This is a genomic window from Ramlibacter sp. (genome assembly GCF_035706265.1).
GTDB lineage: Bacteria > Pseudomonadota > Gammaproteobacteria > Burkholderiales > Burkholderiaceae_C > Ramlibacter.
The window spans coordinates 1-2,073 of record NZ_DASSVG010000138.1; the positions used below are offsets into that span (position 1 = coordinate 1).

At 70.2% G+C, this 2,073-nt stretch carries 2 protein-coding genes; both read right to left on the minus strand.

The window, feature by feature from the left end:
* Positions 1 to 677 (minus strand): tripartite tricarboxylate transporter substrate-binding protein (locus VFM98_RS05505; RefSeq protein ID WP_325108894.1); only part of this gene is annotated, 677 nt, incomplete at its 3' end.
* 107 nt (positions 678 to 784) lie between these two features.
* Positions 785 to 2,073: FUSC family protein (locus VFM98_RS05510; protein WP_325108895.1), on the minus strand; the 1,289-nt coding region annotated here is incomplete at its 5' end.

Sequence of the window (2,073 nt, forward strand, 5' to 3'; positions counted from 1 at the left end):
CCGGTCACTCCCAGGATCCTCGCGCGGCCGTCCTTGAGGTAAGGCAGGAAGTCGGCGACGAAGCCGAAGTACGCCGGGATCTGTCCGCCCAGCAGGTCCTGCATGGCAGGCGCTGAACCGCGGTAGCCGACGTGCTGCAGCTTCAGTCCACGCGCTTCGGAGAACTGGTAGCCCAGGAAGTGCGCCATCGAGCCTGCCGCCGGCGACGCATAGGTCGAGGCACCCGGGTTGGCGCGCAGCCAGCGCACGTAGTCGTCGAGGGTCTTCACGCGATCGGCGGGCACCGAACCGCTCACCGCAAAGGCGCAGGTGGCCGCGACCAGGGGCGAGACCGGCACGAAATCTGCCGCTGCGTCGTACATGAGACGCGCGTACACGTGGGGGTAGATCGTGAGCGCCGAGGTGTGCGTGCAAAGAAGCGTGTTGCCGTCGGCGCGTTCGCGCTTCAGCTGGCTGTTGGCGATGCGTCCTGCGGCGCCGGCGCGGTTGTCGACGATGTAGAGCCGGCCCTGCTTGCGCCACGCTTCGGCGAGGTGGCGGGCCGTGGTGTCCAGCGTGCCGCCGGCGGGATAGCCGACCAGGAGTCTTCCGGTCTGCGCCAGCGCCGGATCCAGCCAGGCCGCGGCCGGCGCGGCAAGGGCGAGACGGGTGAAGCTGCGGCGGGAGAGAGCGTCCATGCATTGCCTCCTTGGGGGTGTTCGCTCACGGGGGGATGGGGCGTGATCATGGTCGTCGCCCCAATTGAACGGAACTGATGTCTTTGCAAGACTGAACTGAATGAGCTTCAATGGCCGCGACCCGTCACGCGGGCCGCATCTGCGCGCAGTTCACTCGCGACCTGGGTGGCCAGGTGCAGCCGGCGCAGCACCCAGGGGCTCAAGCCGGTCTGCTGTTCCGGTGGCGGGGCGATCGCGTCCGCTCTCGCCGGTAGCGCCTGGCCGCCTCGGGACGAAAGGACCGCGGCGATGCTGGCGGCAGCCTGTTTCAGCGGCGCCTGCATCTGGCGGAGGTCGACCAGCGCCCGTCGCCGCAGCAACATCGTCTTGACCGCCGTGAGCTGCGCCAAAAGCTGGTAGCTCCGCTCCAGCATGCGCTGCACGTCTCCGAGCGGCGGCTGTACTCCCCGCGGCTCCGAACGCGATCGCTGCACCGCCAGGGCGAGTGCGGAGAGACTGTCGTAGGCCTCGCGGCGCGCGAGTCGCCAGGCCACCTCCGACTCGGTGCTCACGCCGTTCACGTGTCCCAGCCGCAACGCGAGTTGCGCATGCCGCGCCTGTGCTGCCAGCGCGCGAGCGACGAGGGAACCGATCTGCATTCGCTCCCAGGAGGGCAGCACGTAGCTGAAGATCGAGGCGATGCCTACCCCGATCATCGTGTCGATCACCCGCTCGGCCACGTCGAATGCCGGAACGCTGGCGGCGTTCAGGAGGTGCGCCTGCAGCAGGGCCAGCACGCTGGCGGCCACGGCCGTCACCAGGTAACGCTGCAGGACGAACGCATGGGCCAGGCCGTGAGCAAGCGCAACCACCAGGAGCAGCGCGAACGCGGGCAGCCGCGCATGGAGCAGCGCGCCGGCGAGCACGCATCCAAGCAGCGTGCCGACGATGCGGCTGTTGCGCCGCTCGACCGTCTGCGAGAAGGAGGTCCGGAGCACGAACGCGATGGTCAGCAGGATCCAGGTCTCGTGCACCGTCCATGGGATGGCGCGGGCCACCATGTAACCGGCGGCGATGGCGAGCGCGGCGCGGATGCCGTGCCGCAGCGGCGGCGCGTCCAGGCGCCACAGGCTGTGCAGGGGCTGCCAGGACCAGTGGGTCGGCGTCACGAATTCACGCCAGGCGGAGCCCATGACTTCTGCGTCGGGCGCGCGCTCGCCGCGCGCGAGCTGCAGGAGCTGGGCGATCTCGTGATGCACGTGCACCAGGCGCCGCGCCAGGCTGCGCGCCAGCAGCCGGGGCGCGGGGCTCTCCCACGCCGCTCCCAACTGGGGCACCCCGGCTGCCGCGTCGAGCGCCGGCCGAGGTCGCGCGTGCGGCTGCGACCGGCGCTTCCAACGCAACGCGTCCGCGATTT